The 21,858-nt window shown below is 36.6% G+C and carries 15 protein-coding genes, 3 tRNA genes and 1 pseudogene; 4 read left to right on the top strand and 15 right to left on the bottom strand.

All coding sequences use genetic code 11. The features are described from left to right. Positions 1–317 precede the first annotated feature (317 nt). Complete coding sequence (locus K5Q14_RS07750) at positions 318–1,595, bottom strand: MFS transporter (protein ID WP_220735225.1); 1,278 nt, start codon at positions 1,593–1,595, stop codon at positions 318–320. A gap of 224 nt (positions 1,596–1,819) precedes the next feature. Here K5Q14_RS07750 and K5Q14_RS07745 point away from each other — a divergent pair, with 224 nt between their 5' ends. Together K5Q14_RS07745 and K5Q14_RS07740 are read left to right on the top strand one after the other, a co-directional pair. Continuing rightward, positions 1,820–3,226 carry a glycoside hydrolase family 32 protein gene (locus K5Q14_RS07745; RefSeq protein WP_220735224.1) on the top strand — a complete coding sequence of 469 codons (1,407 nt, stop codon included), beginning with the start codon at positions 1,820–1,822 and terminating at the stop codon, positions 3,224–3,226. Between the two features lie 67 nt (positions 3,227–3,293). Beyond that, a complete protein-coding gene (locus K5Q14_RS07740; RefSeq protein WP_246587618.1) occupies positions 3,294–4,637 on the top strand; it encodes a NosD domain-containing protein in 1,344 nt (447 codons plus the stop codon). 129 nt (positions 4,638–4,766) lie between these two features. On the opposite strand, the gene K5Q14_RS07735 is transcribed toward K5Q14_RS07740, so the two are convergent. From K5Q14_RS07735 to pth, 14 genes and pseudogenes are all read right to left on the bottom strand, one after another. Then, complete coding sequence (locus tag K5Q14_RS07735; RefSeq protein ID WP_220735223.1) at positions 4,767–5,744, bottom strand: LacI family DNA-binding transcriptional regulator; 978 nt, start codon at positions 5,742–5,744, stop codon at positions 4,767–4,769. A 477-nt stretch (positions 5,745–6,221) separates the two neighbouring features. Further along, the gene (locus K5Q14_RS07730) at positions 6,222–8,135 is read right to left on the bottom strand and encodes a C39 family peptidase (RefSeq protein WP_220735222.1); all 1,914 of its coding nucleotides are present in this window, start codon (positions 8,133–8,135) and stop codon (positions 6,222–6,224) included. A 175-nt stretch (positions 8,136–8,310) separates the two neighbouring features. After that, positions 8,311–8,383, bottom strand: a tRNA-Thr gene (locus K5Q14_RS07725). A gap of 29 nt (positions 8,384–8,412) precedes the next feature. Further along, positions 8,413–8,485 (bottom strand) — tRNA-Asn (locus K5Q14_RS07720). 117 nt (positions 8,486–8,602) lie between these two features. Continuing rightward, positions 8,603–8,675, bottom strand: a tRNA-Asn gene (locus K5Q14_RS07715). Positions 8,676–8,747: 72 nt separating this feature from the next. Next, positions 8,748–10,229, bottom strand: coding sequence for a lysine--tRNA ligase (gene lysS, locus K5Q14_RS07710; protein WP_220735221.1), 1,482 nt, complete (start codon positions 10,227–10,229; stop codon positions 8,748–8,750). Between the two features lie 141 nt (positions 10,230–10,370). After that, on the bottom strand, positions 10,371–11,267 hold the full coding sequence (gene hslO, locus K5Q14_RS07705; RefSeq protein ID WP_220735220.1) for an Hsp33 family molecular chaperone HslO: 897 nt from the start codon (positions 11,265–11,267) through the stop codon (positions 10,371–10,373). 71 nt (positions 11,268–11,338) lie between these two features. Next, the gene (gene ftsH, locus K5Q14_RS07700; RefSeq protein ID WP_220735219.1) at positions 11,339–13,423 is read right to left on the bottom strand and encodes an ATP-dependent zinc metalloprotease FtsH; all 2,085 of its coding nucleotides are present in this window, start codon (positions 13,421–13,423) and stop codon (positions 11,339–11,341) included. 23 nt (positions 13,424–13,446) lie between these two features. After that, a pseudogene (gene hpt, locus K5Q14_RS07695) lies at positions 13,447–13,986 on the bottom strand (hypoxanthine phosphoribosyltransferase). Next, positions 13,986–15,293 carry a tRNA lysidine(34) synthetase TilS gene (gene tilS, locus K5Q14_RS07690; protein WP_220735218.1) on the bottom strand — a complete coding sequence of 436 codons (1,308 nt, stop codon included), beginning with the start codon at positions 15,291–15,293 and terminating at the stop codon, positions 13,986–13,988. Before tilS ends, hpt begins: the two are co-directional and overlap by 1 nt. 29 nt (positions 15,294–15,322) lie before the next feature. After that, entirely contained in the window at positions 15,323–15,718 is a 396-nt protein-coding gene (locus K5Q14_RS07685) for an FtsB family cell division protein (RefSeq protein WP_220735217.1), read from the bottom strand. 74 nt (positions 15,719–15,792) lie between these two features. Continuing rightward, positions 15,793–16,077 (bottom strand): RNA-binding S4 domain-containing protein, encoded by a 285-nt coding sequence (locus tag K5Q14_RS07680; protein WP_220735216.1) that lies wholly within the window; start codon positions 16,075–16,077, stop codon positions 15,793–15,795. Positions 16,078–16,117: 40 nt separating this feature from the next. After that, complete coding sequence (gene mfd, locus K5Q14_RS07675; RefSeq protein ID WP_220735215.1) at positions 16,118–19,636, bottom strand: transcription-repair coupling factor; 3,519 nt, start codon at positions 19,634–19,636, stop codon at positions 16,118–16,120. A gap of 58 nt (positions 19,637–19,694) precedes the next feature. After that, positions 19,695–20,264, bottom strand: a complete 570-nt coding sequence (gene pth, locus K5Q14_RS07670; RefSeq protein ID WP_220735214.1) for an aminoacyl-tRNA hydrolase — start codon at positions 20,262–20,264, stop codon at positions 19,695–19,697. A gap of 119 nt (positions 20,265–20,383) precedes the next feature. On the opposite strand from pth, the gene cbpA reads away from it, so the two are divergent. Together cbpA and K5Q14_RS07660 are read left to right on the top strand one after the other, a co-directional pair. After that, complete coding sequence (gene cbpA, locus K5Q14_RS07665) at positions 20,384–21,028, top strand: cyclic di-AMP binding protein CbpA (protein WP_220735213.1); 645 nt, start codon at positions 20,384–20,386, stop codon at positions 21,026–21,028. Between the two features lie 64 nt (positions 21,029–21,092). Next, entirely contained in the window at positions 21,093–21,590 is a 498-nt protein-coding gene (locus K5Q14_RS07660) for a helix-turn-helix domain-containing protein (RefSeq protein ID WP_220735212.1), read from the top strand. The last annotated feature ends 268 nt before the right edge of the window (positions 21,591–21,858 follow it).

Here is a 21,858-nt window from a genome sequence, read left to right as displayed (position 1 = left end):
AATTTGACCGCTAATTTTTCATTCATCTTTTATTAACAAACATTTTATTTAAATCACGATACTAAATACTTTAAAAACGAACGTTATTATATTTTTATTAAATTTAACGATTAAATTTCGAATTATACTGAAAAAAACACCTTGATGCGACATAGTTGTTCGTTTAACTAGATATACTTTGCCCATGCTACTACGAGAAGCCCAATCAAAAAATTTCATCGTCTGCCTTCAAAAATATAGTTTTCATATGTTTATATAGTCACTAAAATAAAGATACTAGTCAAATAATTTGACTAGTATCTTTATTTACACATATATCATGTCGTAATCAACGGCTGACCATAGACATCTTCCTCATCCTTTTTTAACAAGAAAGAAGCCACAACAGTTGCTATCAGTACAATAACTGATATCACTATAAATGTCACACTATGTCCATACGCATCTTTTAACATGCCCAATGGTGTAGAAAGAATTACTTGCCCCACTTGCGCTGCCACCTGAAACCCAACCATGTATAACGTTGCTGATAATCTTGTATCAAAATGTAATGTGAAATATCTAAAAATTGGCAACATGAACAGTGGCACTTCAATAGAATGTAACATCTTAATAAACGACACAGCAACTGGATCATTTGTCAGCGAACAAGCACCGATACGGATTGACATGACTAGCATCCCAATAATTAGTGTTTGCCGAACGCCTATTTTACGCATGATAAATGGTATAACACCCATCATAACAGCCTCAAAAAAAACTTGAACAGAATTCAAAATACCATACATTTTTTCTCCCTGTTCGGCAGTTGAAAATAAACTTGTATAAAATTGCGGAAACATTTGCTGATCAAATACGGTATAAAATGTCCATGTAAACATTGTCAGAAAAATCATCACCCAAAGCGCGGGTAATTTAGCAACTGTTATTACATCTTTTAATCTAGGTACAGTACTATCATCAGCAATAATCACCTCAACATCATCGGAATGTTTATTCGTACGCGATATCAATAAAGTAATTAAAAATACAATACCTAAAATAGAACCTGCCCAAAAATTCAATAGCGGATTAATAACAAATAAAAAACCTGCAATTAAGGTCGCTACTGCATAACCTAATGATCCCCAAGCACGTGCTTTTCCATACTCAAATCCAAACTTACGACTGGCTTTTTCAGCATATGTTTCTGTTAAGGGTGCTGTTCCCAAAAATGCAGCTGGTAAATATATAGCTCCTACAATAATTCCCAATGTAAAGAAATGTTGTAACAGTGGACCATATACCCACGTGAAAAACGGTCCCACAAGGCTAATTAAAATAGCACAAAAGATTAAAAGATAGTTTTTTAAATTTAATCGATCTTGTATGGTACCGTAAACAAACATTAAAATCAATGTGACAGCAGAATTCACTGCAAATATTGTACCAACAGCTCCTGCTGAAAGTGACAAACCACTTTTAGGGGATGTTAACCACAATTGAAAGAACGACCACCAAATTGCTTGACTAGCAAACATCAAAAAAATACTCGATGAACTATTACGGTATCCTACATTTCGAAAATCTTTAAAGTATGATTGTATCATTTCCATAGTCTCCTACATTTTATTTATAAAGTGACCATTCATAAAAAGAAAGCGCTTACATATCAACAATGAAATTTTAACACGCTTATTAAATCATGTCAACCGGTACCATATAGTCTATGGATTATATGGTACCGGTTGACATACAGAAAATAAACAGTTATACTGATGTCGACCTCAAATATTGGAAGCGCTTTCAACAAATTGTAATTTATTAGAAGGAGTTATTTATGAACAGAAAACAAAATATTCAAACGACAAACGATCGTTTTAAACTTAAATTTCACATTATGGCGCCCTTTGGATGGATTAATGATCCTAATGGCTTGAGCTTTTTCAAAGGATATTATCATATATTTTATCAGTACCATCCTTATTCTGCACAGTGGGGGCCAATGCATTGGGGGCATACTCGTAGTAAGGATTTGATTCATTGGGAAGATCTCGGTATTGCATTGTCCCCTGGTGATTCGGAAGACGAAGATGGTTGTTTTTCAGGAAGTGCTATTGTAAAAGACGATAAACTTTATTTAATGTACACGGGTCACACTTTAATGGATAAAAATAATCCTGACAGTTACCGACAAAACCAGAATCTAGCAGTCAGTACCGATGGTATACATTTTAAAAAATCAACACAAAATCCAGTTATCGCACTGCCACCAGCAGATAATGCATCAGATTTTCGAGATCCAAAAATTTGGCAACACAATGACAAGTGGTATGTCGTTATTGGTAGTAAAAGCAATGATGGTTTAGGTCGCGTGCTACTATACCGTTCTGATAACCTAACTGATTGGCAATATCTTGGTCCATTAGCAAAAGCTACATCGGCCAATACAGAAGGATTTGTTTGGGAATGTCCTGACTTTTTCTCTTTAAACGAGTCAGATATACTCATTTTCTCTCCTCAAGGAATACAGCCTGTGGGTCTTAAATATCGTAACTTATTTCAAACAGGTTATTTTATTGGCTCATTTGATTGGCACACAAACAACTATAAATTAACGAATGAACAGTTCACAGAACTAGATCATGGGCATGATTTTTATGCACCTCAAACATTGTTAGCACCTGATGGTAGAAGAATTCTTATTGGTTGGATGAATATGTGGGAAAGCGATATGCCTGAACAAGAAGATGGTTGGGCAGGTGCATTAACTTTCCCAAGGGAACTACAGCTTCGAAAAAATAAATTATATATGACACCCATTAAAGAACTCAACGACTTAAGAAAAAAAATGATTGTTGATAAAAAAGAGTCAACCGTCACAACCAACGTGATTAATCTTCCTACCAAAAATATTGAATATTGGGCTCATTTCAAACAGAACGATACTGTAGCAATACAATTAATGTGTAATAATACAATTTTACTCTCTCTTAACATTGATCCGATTACTCAAAAAGTGACACTACAAAAATATAACGATCCATTCATACGTGAGGCTCAAATTGATATTGATCAAATAATTGATGTTCATATATTAATCGATACAAGCTCATGCGAAATATTTGTCAACAATGGTGAAGCCGTATTTACTGAACGCATATATGGTGAAAATGATTTTCATATAAAAACATTTTCTGACTCCAATGATTACTGTCTACAAGTATATGAACTAGCAACCAACTAAATGCACTGCTTCTTGTATGACCCAAAAGCACATATGAAATCAAGGAAAGTATTAACTTAGGAGAAAAATGATGACACAAACAAATTATTATGATGTGACTAATTGGCCAATTGGTAATCCATACACAGATATCGGTGAAGTCATTAACAGCATTATTTCAGATATTAAAACAAGGCAAACAGACATTGACAGCAATGATGGTGGTAAACCAGGTGCAGTTATTTACTTACCCCCTGCTGATTATCATCTCAAAACACAAATCATCATTGATATTAGCTTTTTAAAAATCGTAGGTTCTGGACATGGGTTTACATCTTCCAGCATTCGATTTAATGTACCCGAAGAAGAATGGCCAAACTTACACGAGCTATGGCCGGGTGGCAGTCGAATACTTAATGAATTATCTTATGATAGTAATGACTTAGAACATCAAAATGCTGCTTTTTATGTGCATCGTACAGGAAGCCCACGAATTAGTTCAGTCGAATTCAGTAACTTTTGCATCGATGGACTTCATTTTATATCTGACGGCAGTAGTGAACCTAATGTTGAAAATACTTATGTCAACGGCAAAACTGGTATTTATATTGCTGATGCACAAGACTCTTTCAAAATATCTGGTATGGGCCTTGTCTATCTAGAACACGGTTTAATAGTATACAACGCTGATGCACTAACAATTCATGATAATTTTATTGCAGAGTGTGGTAATTGTATTGAACTGCGTGGCTGGGGTCAAGCTTCTAAGGTTACAGATAATCTAATCGGCGCTGGATTTAAAGGCTATTCAATCTATTCAGAAAACTTTGCTCAAATATTAATTTCATCTAATAATATTTTCCCACGCGGGAAAAGTTCAATTCACTTAAATAGTGTTACTCGATCTCTCATTTCAAATAACATTCTTCATTCATTTTATCCCGGCATGGTTATTTTAGAAAATGATTCATCTGAAAATCTAATTACCGCAAATCATTTTCTACGGGATCGTGAGCCTTGGATTCCAATGCAAATTCATGATAATGGGTTACTTGACACGTTTGGATTATTAGCAATTCATGGCAATAATAATTCAATTATAGGCAATCACTTCTCAGAAATTATTGATTCTGAATATATTAAGCCAAAAAATGAAAAACCAGTTATTATTCACGTACTAAGCGGCTCAAAAAATTATATTTCAAATAACAATTGTGTTGCCAAGGCAGCAAATACCGAATCAGGTGATTCAGCATTCGCTGCACAAGTAGATTCTTTATTACAAGTTACAAAACAAGATCCGTTAGCCATGTTATCAGTGGTCATTGATGACTTATCAAATGAAAATACCGTTTTAGATTCCGGTACCGACATACAAATTATTTTAGACAAACAAAAAAACGCATTAAGAGCAACACCTATTATTATTTAATCACTAAAAAAGCAAAATGATAACTATGTACACGTAAAAAGTCTGTTTCATTGGGCTGACTTGTACATGAAAACATCATTCTGCTTTTTATATTATCCTGTAAATTCATTTCATGCTTAACGATCAATTTCAACAAGTTTGACCGTGTTGTAATTCGACCGGTAAAACCTGTTCCATTTCTACAGGAACACCAGACATTCGTTTAACAAGTGATGCAACGGCTGCCTCAGCCATTGCATCAATGGGTTGCTTAATTGTTGTCAAGGTTGGCAATAATCTCCGCGTAACATTCGCACCATCATATCCAACAATTTTCAAATCCGAAGGCACATCAATGCCCAATCGACTAGCTGTTTGCCATATTAATACAGCATCCATGTCGTTAGTCGCAAAAACACCGTCCATCTCTGGATATAAATCAAACATTTTTTCTATTTCTTGCTGTTTTTGATCTATATCCCAGCTGAAATCAATGAGGTAAGTAATAGGTGATAAGCCATTTTTTTTCATAATTTCAACATAAGCGTCATTTCTTTTATGTGCTGGTGTTTTTAAAAATGCTGGTCCATCCGTATTGATAATAATTTTAGCCCCACCGTTTATTAACGCCTCGGTTGCCAATTTACCACCTTGATAATTATCTGATGATACTATTGGTACATCATTGTTAATAACACGATCTATAGCAACAATAGGTAAATTTGCTGTCTGGTACGCTTCAATATCATAATTATGAGCGCCCACAATTAGTCCATCTACCTGATGCGCGAGCAACTCTTGTAGATACTTTTTTTCTTTTTCTGGATTATTCATAGAATTACCGATTAAAACCTTATAACCTAAATCAAACAACTTCAACTCCAAACTAGATACAAGCTGTCCAAAAAAAGGATTATCAACGGTTGGAAAAATGAGTCCCACTATTTTAGTTCTCTTTTTAAATAATTGGCGCGCTACCTCATTGGGCCTGTAATTTAACTGTATAATCGCATCATTAACTTTTTGTTTAGTTAGATCACTAATATAGCCACGCTTATTTAATACCCTAGATACAGTCGTTTTTGAAACTCCAGCGAACGCTGCGACGTCATCGATTTTTATAGTCATTTATGTCCCTCAAAAATAATAGCAATTAATACTTTGTAAACACCTTAATCTAGCACAATATCTCTAGTTGCTTGAATCTACTATAGTATATAATTGTACTTTTTACATGATATTTGTTAAATATTATTATATCATTTTCGTGTAATTGAAGAATGATCTGTTTTATTAACTTAATTTCAAAAACGTTCTAAACTTATGTCATCTAAATTCCGACAGCACTTAAATTTTTCACTCAAAATAATAAATAATCACTAATTACTTTGATTATTACCAACACAATCATATCCAAATTTCATTAAATGTCTACTTTTTACTACGTAAGTCTTAGATCGCAATGATACCAAGTACCGTTAATTAACATTTTTGATGCGCATAAACTGACATTTATTTTAAAATTACAATCCACACGATAAACATAAAAAAAGCCGCGAAAGTTACTTTAACTTTCGCGGCTTACATTACTATATTAATTTTAACTCAGGCACGAACAACAACATTCATTGCGCTTGGTGTAGACCAACCAATTGCTTTATTATTACTATTCACATACTGCCATGTGTTGGTTGAAACGAAATATTCTCTTTTTGAATAAGCATAAGGATCTGAAATTAAGAACTTACCATTATCATAACCAACAATAGTCATCACATGAAATGAACGGGGACGGCCTAATTGCCAATAATAATTACCCCAAGTTACAACAGGATTACCATTGAGTATTTCACTGATAACATCATTAGTTTTAGCACCTGTCAAATCACTAATGCCGCTATCAAAGCGACGTGTACTTGAAGCTAGCTTAGAAGCAAACACGGTTTCTGTTCGTGAACTACCCCAACCGCTAGGATTACCATAGAAGCCAGTAGAAGGTGTCTTATCAAAGCCGTACCCAGTAGCTTGATATATTTGTGGCAAACTATAATGTTTATTTTTGTTGGAAAGCGCTATTTGAAGTGCAGTTGCTTCACAGCCTTCTGGGTAGCCTTGGTTTAATTGAGAATACCAAGTATGCTTTAATGTGACACGATCAACGTCACCTTCTTTATTAACATGATAGGCATTCATTTTAGTATCATTAAAATTACGATTACGGTACTGCTTATAGTCATTACCATAGTATTCTAAACCAATTTGACTATACTTTCTAAATCCCTTAACAGCATCGCCATTAGCAGCTAAATAATAATAAGTATTGCCTGTTTTGGCATAACTGTTACGCAACTGGTTATAATCGTTACCATAGTACTCCATTTTGCTGTTACCATAATAACGTGTGCCTCTTACTGCGTCACCATTAGCACCAAAGAAATAAATTGTCTTTGCATTGGTGCGGACATAGTTATTGCGCACCTGATTATGATCGTTACTATAGTACTCCATTTGGTTATTGCCATATTTACGGCTGCCTTTTATCGCATCACCATTGGCACCAAAGAAATAAATTGTCTTTGCATTGGTGCGGACATAGTTATTACGAACTTGATTATAATCGTTACTATAATACTCCATTTGATTATTACCATATTTACGACTGCCCTTTACCGCATCACCGTTGGCACCAAAGAAATAAATCGTCTTTGCATTGGTGCGGACATAGTTATTACGAACCTGTTTAAAATCTTGTCCATAATACTCTAAACCTTGATTATATTTTCTAAGCCCTGTAGTAGCATGGCCATCAAATAAGTCAAAAAACATATATGTACTACCCGAACTCAGATATCCGTAGTGCATTTTACCATTATTATCATAATAAACAGTTTTCTTTGCTAATTTTGTTAAGCCATTGGATTGATTCCCTTGACTGTCAAAATTATACCAATTATTATCAATCTTTTTTTCACCTGTAACTTTGACATCGTTTTGGTAATATTTCGTTTGACCATTTTCTGTCACAAACCCATTTTTGGGTGTTGTTATCACAACTGGTGTTGATTTATCAATCATTGATTGTTCTGAGCTATCAATGATAACTGGCTTATTCGTTGGCTGATCAACTTTAGCCGTCGTTTTATCAGTATTCTTGATTGCTTGACCTGTTACTTTTGATTTATCCTGACTATCAGAAATTTGATTATCTGAATCTGCTGATTTTTCTGTTACGCTAGATGAGCTACTTGAATTGGCTGCCGTTGCCTCTGTTATATTAGCCGATTGTACCGTTGAAGTACTAGTAATTGTTTCAGATTTTTCAGCTTGACTAGCAGAAACTTGACTCGTATTATCTGAACTGGCATTATTTATTTGGGTCTCTGAATGACCTTTAATTGTATCAGCACTCACTTGTTGCGAATTTGTTAAAAAACTAACCATCGCAAGCGTTGTGATAGATGTGATACAGACAACTTTTTTTAACTTAAAAAAAGGATGTTGCTGTGTTTCGTTTCTCATATTTCCCCCTAAAGTTAGGTTTATGTGTAACCTTAACTTATTTATTATACCAAAAAAGTAATAAATAGCAATATGATTTCAACTTGCTAATCGACTAAAATAATAACATGAATTACCATTGCAAACAAAAAAAGTAAACCAGTCAAGGTTTACCTCGATAATATAACGTAATTAGTGCCGACGAGAGGAATCGAACCTCCGACCCCAGGTTTACGATACCCGTGCTCTACCAACTGAGCTACATCGGCAAATAAATAACATTGAAGTTATCATAAAACTCCGACTGTCGGGCTCGAACCGACGACAACCTGATTAACAGTCAGGTGCTCTACCAACTGAGCTAAGTCGGAATAATTGCTTAACACAACTATTTAATTATGCCAGTTTCGCTCTTGTTTGTCAACACTTTTCGGTATAAAAATATTGCACAAAAAAAGCAAATCTCGAAAGATTTGCTTCTCATAAAACTCCGACTGTCGGGCTCGAACCGACGACAACCTGATTAACAGTCAAGTGCTCTACCAACTGAGCTAAGTCGGAATAATTGCTTAACACAACTTAATTATTATATCTAATAACTACCGTCTATGTCAAGCCTTTTTTAATAATTAATTAACGCATTGTTGGAAATAGTAGTACATCACGAATTGTATCAGAATCGGTTAACAACATAACTAACCGATCAATCCCAATTCCTAAGCCACCTGTTGGTGGCATACCATATTCCAAAGCTTCAATGAAGTCTTCATCGATATTTTCAGCTTCATCATTACCATTTTCACGTTCAGCAACTTGTGCCTCAAAACGCGCACGTTGATCAATAGGGTCGTTTAATTCCGTAAAGGCATTACCATACTCGCTACCCATAATGAACAACTCAAAACGATCTGTAAAGCGTGAATCATCAGCATTTTTCTTTGCTAAAGGTGACACATCAACTGGATGTCCATAAACGAACACTGGTTGAATCAGAGTATCTTCAACAAATTCTTCAAAGAAAGCGTTAATAATATGGCCAACACCCCAATACTTTTCGTACTTAACGTGCTTATCATCAGCTAATTTTTGCGCTTCTTCAACAGACATTTCTTGCCAAAAATCAATGCCCGTTTGTTCTTTGATCAAATTGACCATATGTTTACGTGCAAACTTTACGCCAAGGTCAATCTCTGTGCCTTGATAGGTCACTTTAAGATCGTCAGACACAACTGCTGCTGCTGCCTTGAAAATACCTTCAGTTTCGTCCATCACGTCAGTAAAATCCATATAAGCAGCATATGTTTCCATTGTGGTAAATTCTGGGTTGTGCTTTGGATCCATGCCCTCGTTACGGAAAATACGGCCCATTTCATACACACGTTCAAAGCCACCTACAACTAGGCGCTTCAAATACAGTTCAGTTGCAATACGCATGTACATATCAATGTTTAAAGCATTGTGGTGTGTGATAAAAGGACGTGCCGCAGCACCACCAGCTTCAGTCTGTAAAATAGGTGTTTCAACTTCCATAAAGTCTTGTGAATCCATGTAGCCACGAATAGCCGAAATGATTTTTGAACGCAATTGGAATTTTTTAAATGACTCTTCATTAGCAATTAAGTCCAAATAGCGTTTGCGGTAACGTGTCTCAACATCAGCAATGCCATGAAATTTATCAGGCATTGGTCGCAAAGCTTTTGTTAAATGAGTCAATTGCGTTGCCAAAATTGTCAATTCGCCGGCTTCTGTTTTCATAACGATACCTTTGATGCCAATAAAATCACCCAAATCAGCACGTTTGATAATCGGATAATTTTCACCTAAATCATCACGTTTCGCATACATTTGGATTTTACCGGAAACATCTCTGAAATCAGCAAAAATAACTTTTCCAGCACCACGCTTAGCAATCATACGGCCAGCAATAATAACTTCATGTTGGTCAGCTTCAAGCGTTTCAAGACTAGTATCATCATATAAATCATGCAATTCTTGTGCTTTTGCTGTACGTTCAAATCGTTTACCAAATGGATCTAAATGTAAATCGTCAACAAGCGTTGCTAATTTTTGACGGCGTGCCATCATTTGATCATTAAGGGCTTTTTCTTCTACCATGTTTTTAAAGTACCTGGAACACATCATTAACTCAACGTGCATCCAAATACATTTCCTCCAGTTTATTTCGTTATCAATTGACCAGTTCTAAAAGTTGTCACTAACAATTACTATACCAAAAATCAGTCTCAATCTCAAAGGTCAGTCAGCGTTATTAGCATTAATTTCCAAAATAACGTCTTGCAATTCTTCAGGTGTAAAGAAATAGCGTTTACCTGAAAATTTACCAACAATTTCAGCACCATTATCTTCATCAATCATAGCTTGAATTTCAATAGCAGGTAGTGTTGTTAACATGTCGCGATAAGCCTCTTTTGTTGGCTCTGCTGCTAAACCAACACCAGCGACTTGCAAGATTTCAACCTCACCCTCTCCAAAAATGGCTTCCAATATTTGTAAAGGTGTATAATTGTCGATCAACATATCAGACAAGGGTTTCATATTTTTTAACTCTGCCTCAAGTTGATCAATTGCTTCATCAGTGGCGTCGGGCAATGCTTGAACTAAAAACCCACCAGCAGATTTTACTGAATCATCGTCGTTCATATACACAGAAACACCAACAACTGAAGGAATCTGTTCTGATTGGGCCAGATAATATGTGAAATCATCGCCAATTTCACCAGATACTAGCTGGCTTTGACCAATATAAGGATTTGAGTATGGCGCAAATTTAGTAATTTGTAAAAAGCCATTAGTTCCTACCGCTTGCGCAACGTCTAATTGGTTATTATCATCAAAAATAGCTGTTAACTTATCATTGGTGACGTAGCCACGTACACTGCCTTTAGCATCTGCCTCCACGACCACATTACCAATCGGGCCACGACCATTAATCTGAATTGACATCCGCTCTTCACCTTTAAGGACGGATTGTGCAGTCAAACTCGTGGCCAAAAGACCTCGGCCTAATACAACAGAAGCCAATCGAGATGTTTCATGTGCTGCGGTTGCTTGACCTACAAGATTAGTACCATTCAAAGCATAGGCACGGAAATATTTATTTTTGGTTATTGCTTTAATAAATTGATCTGCCATTTTTTTCTTTCTTTTTTAGATATTATCGATTATTTACAATAAAAAAGTTGACGCTACCGTCAACTCCTATTTTACTTATTTTCATCAGCATTGTCATCATTTGAAGAGTCGCTTGAGTGATCAGCTTCTGAATGATCATCTTCTTCAGATTCATCATGATGTTCAAAACGTGCTTCCGCCTCAGAATCCTTAGCATCGACTGCTGCTTTGGCTTCATCAAACGACTTGGCTGTTGCCAACTCATCGTTTTCTTGAATATCTTTACGCGTAAACTTACCTGTTTCATAGATATCTTTAATTTGCTTTTCGTCCAAAGTTTCTACTTCTAGTAAAGCTTCAGCAATAGCAATTAACTTATCTTTATGCTCAGAAATAATTTTTGTGGCATCATCGAAAGCTTCTTTAGACAACCGACGCACTTCTTCATCAATCAAGCGCGCTGTTTCTTCAGAATAGGCACGATTGCCTGCTTGTTCGGCATAACCAACACTCGCATTGCCTTCTAACTGAACCATACCCAATTTGTCTGACATACCAAACGCAGTAACCATTTGACGTGTTAGTCCAGTTGCTTGTTGGAAATCATTTGAAGCGCCCGAACTTGCTTCATTAAACATGAATAATTCAGCTGCTCGGCCACCCATTAACCCAGCCAATTGCTCTTTGGCTTCTGAGTAACGTAAATTATAACGATCTGTCTTAGGTGTCATTAGCGCATAACCACCAATACGACCACGCGGTACAATTGTAACTTTACGAACAATTGAAGCCTCAGAGCGAATCAGTCCTACCAAAGCATGCCCTGCTTCATGATAGGCGGTTGTCCGACGTTCTCTTTCAGACATACCACGATTTGTTTTAGCAGGTCCTTGGAAAATACGATCTTCAGCCTCATCAATATCTGAAGCATCCACTTTTTTCTTGTTACGACGAGCAGCCAACAAAGCTGCTTCATTCAAAAGGTTTTCCAAGTCAGCACCAACATAACCTGGTGTTTGTTGTGCGACTGCTTTCAAATCAACATTATCAGCTAATGGCTTGTTCTTAGCATGAACACTAAGTATCGCTTCACGCCCCTTAACATCAGGTGCGCCAATCAATATCTTACGATCAAATCGACCAGAACGAAGCAAGGCTGGATCTAATACATCAGAACGGTTAGTAGAGGCAAGAATGATAACACCTTCTGAGCCTTCAAAGCCATCCATTTCAATCAAAATTTGGTTCAATGTTTGTTCACGTTCATCATTTCCGCCACCCATACCAGTACCACGGCGACGACCAACGGCATCTATTTCATCAATGAAGATAATAGCTGGCGCTGACTTTTTAGCATTTTCAAACAAATCACGAACACGTGAAGCACCAACACCAACAAACATTTCAACGAAATCTGATCCAGACATTGAAAAGAATGGTACGTTTGCTTCACCGGCAACAGCTTTAGCTAACAATGTTTTACCAGTTCCCGGAGGGCCTTCAAGTAAAACACCCTTTGGAATACGTGCACCTAAATTAACGAATTTTTTAGGTGATTTTAAGAATTCAACAACTTCAACTAATTCTTGCTTTTCTTCTTCTGCACCAGCTACATCAGAGAAACGCACCTTATTATCTTTTGGATCTGATGGCTTAGCTTTAGACTTGCCAAAACTCATCATACCGCCTTGACCGCCCTTGCCACCTGCTTGACTCATCATTAGATAAAAGACACCAACAATCAGTACAATTGGTACAACCGACACTAAGAGATTTAACCAAAAACCAGATGACTCCTGTTGTTTAGTTACCAGATCAGTTTTAGTCGTTTTAGCTGTATCTGTCACTGATTTCAATGATGCATCATTTGGCAGTACAGTTGAAGTGAACTTTGTGACCTTTTGTGACTGCTGTAAAATATTAAAACCCTTATCAGATTTTACAGTCTTTGCTTCTCTATATTCACCAGAAATATTATAAATACCATTTCCTGGCTGCACTGTGATTGACTTAAGGTCTTTATCACTCAATGCTTTCAAAAATTCACTTGATGTTAAGGTTTTAGAAGTTGACTTATCGTTACCAAACAAACCATAAATCATACCAACTACAGCAAGAAAAATGAAAACATAGAAGATAGAACTTTTTAAGAAACCACCTTTTTGATTATTATTCATGAAGTTTCCCCAATTTCTAGAAGTTAATTAGTATAAACTTCTTTTTTCAAAATACCAACATATGGTAAGTTGCGATATAACTCTTTGTAATCTAAACCATAACCAACAACAAACTCATTACGCACATTAAACCCAACATAATCAGCTTCAATATCTACTTTTCGTCCAGCCTTTTTATCAAGTAACGTAGCTACTTTAATCGATGTTGCACCACGTTTTGCGAGTAACTCTTTCATAAAGAGTAAGGATTGACCAGTATCTACAATGTCTTCTAAGATAATGACCTGACGCCCCATGATATCAGAACGAATATCAGTCACTAAGGTGATTTCGTCTGTACTCTTAACGCCACCGTGGTAACTTGAAACATTGATGAATTCTAAATCAAGATATAAATCTACCTCGCGCAATAAGTCGGCTGTCCAAAGATAGGCACCTTTTAGTACTGATAACACGACTGGTTTTTCACCTGCGTAATCATGTGTAATTTGTTGGCCTAATCATACTGCTGCATCATGTATGTTAGCTTGATTAAACAATACTTCTTGTATATCATTATTCACTACTTTTCCTCAATTCGCCATGCTAACCAATATGGTTTCACATCTTGTTTGCTAACAAAATCCGCATTTACACGCCAATGTTGACGCATTTTGACTGCAATAACCTCATCATTTTGAGTTGCCAAGACTTGCATTTCTTGCCGCTCTAATGTTGATAATTTCTCATCAATTGCTAACCGTCGCAACTTTTTATGGCCATGTATGAGTGCAAGTTTATCACTTGTTTTAACTGGGCGCAAGTATAATTGCGTCGGCAATTGCGCTAGATTAAATGAGACGCTTTGATCATCGCTGTTTGGTTCAGAATTTGTCCATAAAAACGTGTTTTTTGCGAAATTTTGCCATTGGTTTAATTTTAACATAATTGGTGGCAAAATTTGTAGTGTATTTGTCATTTTTGTACTGTTTTCGAGATGAATATGTTGATAAGACTTAACAAAATTAACATTTTTAGATAATTCCACCCTACCAATGGGCTTTTTATCATTATGAAGTAGCTTAATTACTTGTAAAATTTGTGCTTGCTTAAACTGATAAATGCCTTTTTTTTGAATATAGTATTTAATAGTCGGTTCCAGCCAAATATTTGGAATAATTTGCCAATTATTCTCAATGGTTTGCACATATATTTCAACTTGAGCAGTGATTAAATCATCTTGTTTTTTGATTTGCTGAGCAAATGCATTAATATGTGGGACAACACGCGGATTAATTTTTTTAAGTTGCGGAATAATAATTTGTCGCAGAAAATTTCGAGGGGTATACGAGGCATCATGATTTGTTTTATCTTCATGCCAATTCAAGTTGTGTTTTTGTGCATAACTGACTAATTCTTGCTTAGTTATCAACAAAAAAGGTCTAACAATCCTTTGGTTTTGCCTATTCATACCAGCTAATTGCATCAATTGTCCGCCACGTATCAACTTTAATAATACTGTTTCTGTTTGATCATCTTCATGATGGGCAACAACAACAGTCGTCGTATGATATTTATTGGCTAGCTGCTCAAAAAATCGATACCGAAAATTACGTGCCTGTTTTTCTACTGCAGTATCAGGCACATTTAACCATTCTGTTTGTTCAAATATGGCTTGATAGTTATCTGCTAAGTGGCGAACAAATTTTTCGTCCGCATCGCTTTCTTCACGTAAATGATAGTTAACATGAGCCACAACAAGCTTTGCATCTGGTAACTGTTGTCGTAATGTGTGCAGTAATACAACAGAATCGACACCACCAGAAACAGCCACAATAACTGTGGCCTCCCAATTATATAATTGTAATTGTTTTTGAATTTTTTCAGTCATTATAGAAAAAGCACCAATGAGGTGCCAAGTTAATTATTATCTGAGGGTAAATTATAAATGATTTCACCTTGTTTTGTGTAACCATATTTATCACGTAAAATTTGCTGTAAGTATGTTGGATCATCTAAACGTTTTCGATCAGATTTTAAATCACTATTTGTTTTTTGAACAGCCGTTAAGCGATCTTGAGAAGCAGTTAACGTCACATTTGCTGTATGCAACTTAACTTGGCTAATCAATAATTGTATCGCAAATATTGTGGCAAAAACTGCACCAAAAAAGAGGATCTTTTTCTCACGATTAGCATGGGCCCTTTGATAATGCTTTTTAGCTTGCATATTGGCCGGTTCCGAATGACGAATAATAGCTCGTATTTCTGGATTAACACGCTGTTTATGCGATTGTCTTCTGTTGTAAGTCGACATGAATTTTACCTATTCCTAGTTTGGCATGTTCTTAGCATTTTTTCAACAATCTTTAGATTTGTTTAAACATTAGATTATTTTTCACTACCAGTTTCTCGAAAATCTTGTGAAAAAGTCTCACTGACAATTTCATACATATCGGCAGAAGCCTCTTTTTTAGTTGTTTCCACAATTTTAACTACTTTTACTGTCAAGGTTTTATTACCAAATCGTACTTCAAGCTCATCGTTTGTCGAAACGTCTGACGACGATTTAGCGACTTTACCATTAATTGAAATACGGCCTTGATCGGCAATTTCTTTAGCAACTGTTCGACGCTTAATTAAGCGTGACACTTTTAAATATTTATCTAAACGCATTGTTTTTTCCTCTTGATGTTCTTAATTTTTTGACACAATGTCATGATGTTACTTGTTGCCGTGTAATTACAGTCAGCAAAAAATCACGTAAAATGTTCAACCAAATGCTACTTTCAGCCACATCATTAACTGTTATGATAACTTGTAAATTACCGGTCTCTGTTCGTACAGCTACCTTTAATGGCACATCGACCAATGTTTCAAAAATGGCCTCGCCAGCTAATGTCGCCGTCGCATCAGAATTAAACACAATTGCTAACTGTTGTCTCTGCCTTCTTATATTGGTTACTCGTGCTTGGTCAGCCAATTGCTTAATTTGACCGACAAGTAATAGTCGAGCTACTTCATCTGGCATGTCACCAAAACGGTCAAGCATGTCCGTCTCAATTTCTTCGAATTCTTTATCTGTGCGTGCTTGGCGAATACGAGTATACAATTCAATTTTTTGTGCATTATCTGGCACATAAGTATCTGGCAAGTAAGCTAATACACCAAGAATTAATTCAGCATCTGTTTCTGTCGCTTTGCTTGTCGTAGCTGTTTGACCCTGTTTTGTTGCAACAGCGTCTTTTAACATCTTCGTATACATGTCATAACCAACTGAATCAATAAAGCCATGCTGCTGTTTACCAAGTATATCACCTGCGCCACGAATGCTTAAATCACGCATGGCAATACGAAACCCAGAACCCAATTCCGTAAAATCACGGATTGCTTCAAGGCGTTTCTCTGCTTCTTCACTTGGTGTTCTTGAAAATGGATAAGTAAAATAGGCATATGCTAAACGAGCTGACCGGCCAACACGACCACGTAATTGGTATAGCTGTGATAAGCCCATATGATCTGCATTTTCAACAATTAAAGTATTAGCATTGGGAATATCAACACCTGTTTCGATAATTGTCGTTGTGACTAGCACATCGTAATTACCATTCAAGAAATCATACAAAACACTCTCTAACTGTGTTTCAGACATTTGACCATGAATAGCGCCCACACGTGCAGATGGCACCAAATCCTCGATTTGACTAGCCACACGATCAATATCTGCTACGCGATTATGTAGATAAAACACCTGACCACCACGGGCTAGTTCCTTTTCAATGGCATTTCTCACAATTATCCAATCTGCTTCTAAAACATAAGTTTGAATTGGATAACGATTAGCCGGAGGTGTTTCAATAATTGATAAATCTCTTGCACCAACCATCGCCATGTTTAATGTTCGCGGAATTGGTGTTGCCGTCAAGGTTAGTACATCGACACTATGACGCAGTTGCTTGAGCCGCTCCTTGTGTTTAACGCCAAAACGTTGCTCTTCATCAATAATCAACAGACCAAGATCTAAAAAATCAACATCTTTACTCAACAGGCGATGTGTGCCAACGACAACATCAATTTTATGTTCATTCAATTGTTTAATCACAAATTTATTTTGCGCAGTTGTTTGGAAGCGACTCAGTACGCCAATTTTAATATTTGGAAAATCATTGAAACGTGCTAGCATCGTTTCATAATGTTGCTGCACTAAAATTGTCGTTGGTGCTAAAAATGCGACCTGTTTGCCCGCATGCACTGCTTTAAAAACTGCCCTTAAAGCGACTTCTGTTTTACCAAAACCAACATCCCCCACTAATAGGCGATCCATTGGTCGTATCTTTTGCATATCAACTTTAATTTCTTCAATCGAACGAATTTGATCTGGCGTTTCTGGATAACCAAAGGCCATGTCAAATTTCAGTTGGTCTGTGTCATCTGGTGGAAAGGCATAACCCTGTTGCGCTTCACGTTTGGCATAAAGGTCCAATAAATCATCAGCAATATCTTCGATTTTTGCTGCCACTTGTCGCTTAGTCTTTGCCCACTCAACACCACCGAGTTTATTTAATTTAGGCGCTTTTGCAGCATCTGATGCACCAATATACTTCTGAATTAAATTTAACTGGGTGACTGGAATAAAAATTTTAGCATTTTTTTGATAAGCGATAGATAAATAATCTTGTTTACCACCATCAACCGTCATTGTCTGTAAGCCTTCATAACGACCAATACCATGATTGATATGCACGACATAGTCACCGACATTCAATTCACTGTATGATTTTAAACGCTCCGCATTGTTAATTTTACGTTGTCTTGGTGCTACTTGTCGTGTTTGGGTAAATAATTCGTGTGCTGTTAATACGATTAAATGTAATTTTGGCCACTCAAATCCTATGGCTAAATCACCTGTCATTAGCTGCACTTGATTTGGCTGTACTTGACGGGTTTCAACAATTGGCACCTTAACATCGCTTAAAGACTCACTGAGGTGCTGTCGTTGTTTGTCATCATTACTTAACAAGATAACCGTCATGCCAGCATCTTGTGCATACTGCAAATCGGTCCTAAGTGTCTCAATTTGCCCATAATATTGGTTAGCCGGACGAGTCGTAACTTCTTCAATATTAGTAAACTTAATGTTATTCAATCCACGTTTAAAATTTGCTAAATAGATCGTTGCACGTTGATTTTGCGTTAATAAATCAGTAAAGTCTGCGCGTAATAGTTGCCCAGGAATGACTTGATAGGCTGACAATTGTTTATCTAACCATTCCTGATCATAGGTTAATTGTTGGAGTTGCATGTCTTTTAATCGCGTGAATTCGTCCACAAAAACCAAAACATCTTTCGAAAAATAGGCCAATAAGGTTGTTTCGCCATCAAAAAATTGGGTTGCGTAAGGCAACAAATGATTCACACGACCATGCTCATTTAATACATTCTGTGTTGACGCAAATCCTTCTGTTGCATGTTTTTTTGCAACACCTGTCAATGCCTTACGATAGTTATTAAATGCCGTCTCAATTGTTTGTTTAGCAACATCATATTGCGCCTCTGACACAATAAAATCAGTCGCCGGCTGCACATGATAGTTTTTAAGAACCGTCGTACTTTTTTGTGTTGATACATCAAAATTTTTCAATTGATCCAATTCATCATCAAAAAAATCTAACCGAATAGGTTCATCACTAGTTATTGGGTAAATGTCAATAATAGAGCCACGTTGTGCAAACTCACCAGCACCTTGTACTAATTTTGTTGGTATGTAACCCATCATCATTAATGTTTTTTTTATGTCGCTTAACTGGTAGGTCTGCCCAACTGTCAATGATAATCCTGCCATATCAACTGTTTCTGGTTTAGGTAGTAACCGTTCGACGCCAGCTAGACTTGCCACAACAACTTCAGCCTCACCTTTTCTTAAGGCTAATAAAGTCGCCACACGTTGCAGCCGTAAGTCAGGTGAACTAATCGCAATTTCTGTTGCCAAAGACTCTTCTGCAGGAAAGTTAAAGACATTTGCCATAAGACTTGATAAGTCAGAAAATAATTGATCAGCATGCACTTGTGTGTCTGTAACAACTAACATTTGACGTGGATTTGCTTGATATAGCGCTGCGATACTTGCAGCTCGTGCACTACCATTGACACCTAAAAGCAACTGCGAAGAACCTTCAGTTGCTTGCTCGTTAAGATGTTTAATTGTATCTGATTGTGCTAAAAAATGAGTTAACATGCTTAAAACTTGGTCCCCTATCAGTCGTTTGATATATACGTTAAATGATTATTAAGTATTAGCCATTATACTTATTACTTAATTCTGATATGCCATCACCTTTAATCCACTCTTCAATGGCAAACGTGCTATGATCTAACATATGATTGACATCATCTGTTTCAGCACGTGAAAATTTACCCAAAACATAATGAATAACTGCCTGTTGCTCATGGTTTGGATGTCCCAAACCAAATTTAAGTCGTAAGAATGTTTGTGATCCAGTATGTGCAATGATGGACTTCAAACCATTATGGCCACCTGCTGAACCTTTTGCACGAAATCGTAATTTACCAAAGGGTAAATCCATATCATCGACTAACACCATGACATCAGTATTAATGTCGCCACCATAATAATCGAGTATTGCGCGCACCGCTTTACCAGAATCATTCATATATGTTGTTGGCTTAACTAGTATTACCTGTTCGCCATCAACAGTTAATTTTGCTATTGTAGCAAATTGTTTGCTAGGTGCAAATGCCACATTGTGTGCTGCCGCAAAAGCATCAACCGCCATAAATCCAATATTATGTCTTGTCTTATCGTACTCTAACCCGATATTACCTAATCCAATGATATATTTCATATTAATTATACGCGCTTCCTTACTAAAATTCTCAATCTTAACTACCAGTATAACAGAATTCTGTGTTATCATGATGTATGGCTATTTAATGATAAAAAAATTAATTTTAGGATAAGTATATGCTCCATGAAACTTTAATCACCCCAAAGTCAGAATTAACTACTGTAACTGAAAATACAACTATTGCACAAGTGAACGATTTGTTTAATTCACCAAGCGAAGCACACACGCGTACTATGCCAATTCTAGATGAATCTGGCAACCTTTTTCGTGGCAATGTTTATAAGCAACATGTTTACGAACATATCGCTAAAAATGGTGATATGAATCTGCCTGTCACGACAATTATGCGTAATTCAACTAAATTTATTTATACCACTAGTCAATTTTATGAAGTGTTTTTTGCCATTCGTGACCTCCCATTTATTGCTGTACTAGATGATAATCATCATTTTACCGGTATATTCACCCACGATGCATTAATGGATTTATTATCACAAAGCTGGTCTGTTCGTACTGGTGGTGTTGCCATCTCTGTTGCAACACACAAAACACAAGGTGATCTTAAAAAGATTTCAACAATTATAGCCAAATATTCAAATATTGAATCTGTGCTTAGCTTACAACCATCAAATGATACCATTACTTTAATGTTCACATTACCACTTGTATTTGACAGTATCACATTACAAAAACTCGTTAAGCATCTAGATAAAAAGCACTTTGAAGTGACTAGCATTGAAAATTTACAACGTTTTAACTAAAAAAACCCGTTTGAACTGAACCCCTTGAATTGGAGGAAATCTAATTCAAGGGGTTTTACTCATTATGGCCAAATATACCATCGCTACCAAAATTAAAGCTGTACAACTATATGAAGCTGGCAACGGGTCAACGACTATTGCCAAAATGTTAGGTCTGCCAGTCAAAGGCACGATTCTACGTTGGGTCTATTTATGGCAAACTAAGGGGTTAGCTGGGTTGACTAAAAGTTCCCTGTTGCCAAAATATACGATAGCGTTTAAACTAAAAGTCATCACGTGGTTACGCGCTCACGATGCCTCTTTTCCAGAAACAGCTAAACAGTTCAGTATCAGTCATCCAGCAACAATTTGGCAATGGCAACATCAGTATGAGACGCAAGGCCTCGCTGGACTGACTGATAAAAGAAAGCGAGCTAGACCGATGGCTACAAATCATGAATTTACTGCAGTCGAACAACTGAAACAACTCAAGGCACGGAATGCTTATCTCGAAGCTGAGAATGCTTATCTAAAAAAATTGCGGGCCGTAATGGATCAAACCAAGAAAAAGCCAAAGTTATAGAGACATTACGGCCCGCCTATAAATTATGCCAGTTATTAACGATTGCTAGCCTAGCCTCTAGTTCATTTTACGCCGCGTTAAAAGCGAGCCAACAACCGCCTAAAAACAAGGACCAGACCATCATCGAAACGATACAGGCTATTCGTGCCGATGATGAGTTGGTATCATTCGCAGATGCACTAGGTTATCGGCCTATGACACACTATATTAATCAACGTCGCGCAGCACGTGGTGAAAAACCAGTGAACCATAAACGTGTCCAACGGAT

It is taken from the genome of Leuconostoc inhae (assembly GCF_019656015.1).
Taxonomy (GTDB): Bacteria; Bacillota; Bacilli; order Lactobacillales; family Lactobacillaceae; genus Leuconostoc; species Leuconostoc inhae_A.
Note: the sequence above shows the minus strand (reverse complement) of the source record. Positions and strands in the feature narration are given on the sequence as shown.

Coding starts and splice junctions, on each gene's coding strand:
- K5Q14_RS07750 (WP_220735225.1), bottom strand. CDS start 1,595: ATGGAAATGATACAATCATACTTTAAAGATTTTCGAAATGTAGGATAC.
- K5Q14_RS07745 (WP_220735224.1), top strand. CDS start 1,820: ATGAACAGAAAACAAAATATTCAAACGACAAACGATCGTTTTAAACTT.
- K5Q14_RS07740 (WP_246587618.1), top strand. CDS start 3,294: ATGATGACACAAACAAATTATTATGATGTGACTAATTGGCCAATTGGT.
- K5Q14_RS07735 (WP_220735223.1), bottom strand. CDS start 5,744: ATGACTATAAAAATCGATGACGTCGCAGCGTTCGCTGGAGTTTCAAAA.
- K5Q14_RS07730 (WP_220735222.1), bottom strand. CDS start 8,135: ATGAGAAACGAAACACAGCAACATCCTTTTTTTAAGTTAAAAAAAGTT.
- lysS (WP_220735221.1), bottom strand. CDS start 10,229: ATGGTAGAAGAAAAAGCCCTTAATGATCAAATGATGGCACGCCGTCAA.
- hslO (WP_220735220.1), bottom strand. CDS start 11,267: ATGGCAGATCAATTTATTAAAGCAATAACCAAAAATAAATATTTCCGT.
- ftsH (WP_220735219.1), bottom strand. CDS start 13,423: ATGAATAATAATCAAAAAGGTGGTTTCTTAAAAAGTTCTATCTTCTAT.
- tilS (WP_220735218.1), bottom strand. CDS start 15,293: ATGACTGAAAAAATTCAAAAACAATTACAATTATATAATTGGGAGGCC.
- K5Q14_RS07685 (WP_220735217.1), bottom strand. CDS start 15,718: ATGTCGACTTACAACAGAAGACAATCGCATAAACAGCGTGTTAATCCA.
- K5Q14_RS07680 (WP_220735216.1), bottom strand. CDS start 16,077: ATGCGTTTAGATAAATATTTAAAAGTGTCACGCTTAATTAAGCGTCGA.
- mfd (WP_220735215.1), bottom strand. CDS start 19,636: ATGTTAACTCATTTTTTAGCACAATCAGATACAATTAAACATCTTAAC.
- pth (WP_220735214.1), bottom strand. CDS start 20,264: ATGAAATATATCATTGGATTAGGTAATATCGGGTTAGAGTACGATAAG.
- cbpA (WP_220735213.1), top strand. CDS start 20,384: ATGCTCCATGAAACTTTAATCACCCCAAAGTCAGAATTAACTACTGTA.
- K5Q14_RS07660 (WP_220735212.1), top strand. CDS start 21,093: ATGGCCAAATATACCATCGCTACCAAAATTAAAGCTGTACAACTATAT.